Origin of the sequence: Microbacterium sp. ZXX196 (assembly GCF_009709595.1) — a bacterium.
Classification (GTDB): Bacteria; Actinomycetota; Actinomycetes; order Actinomycetales; family Microbacteriaceae; genus Microbacterium; species Microbacterium excoecariae.
Map to the genome: position 1 here is coordinate 1 of NZ_WMEE01000227.1, position 267 is coordinate 267.

1 protein-coding gene is annotated in these 267 nt (G+C 42.3%); it reads left to right on the plus strand.

Annotation, left to right across the window (positions count from 1 at the left end):
* Positions 1 to 267 (plus strand): hypothetical protein (locus tag GJQ66_RS12850; RefSeq protein ID WP_230379616.1); only part of this gene is annotated, 267 nt, incomplete at both ends.

The window sequence follows — 267 nt, forward strand, 5'->3', positions numbered from 1 at the left end:
CCTGGTGGAAAAAGAATAATCTCCGCGTCATTCAGACCAATTTACCGGCTTATGAAGCCGCGACACTAAATCCGGATTCTCTGCTAAAAGCTCTTGAAAATTTTTCAGCCAATACCCTGCTGATCAACGCGGGCGGCATTATGGCTTTTTACCCTTCTGATCTGGATTTTCACTACCGGAACCCTTTTCTAAAAAATAACAATATGCTGGCTGATGTCGTCAGAAAATGTCATGAAAAAGGCATTCGTGTTATCGTCCGTTTTGATT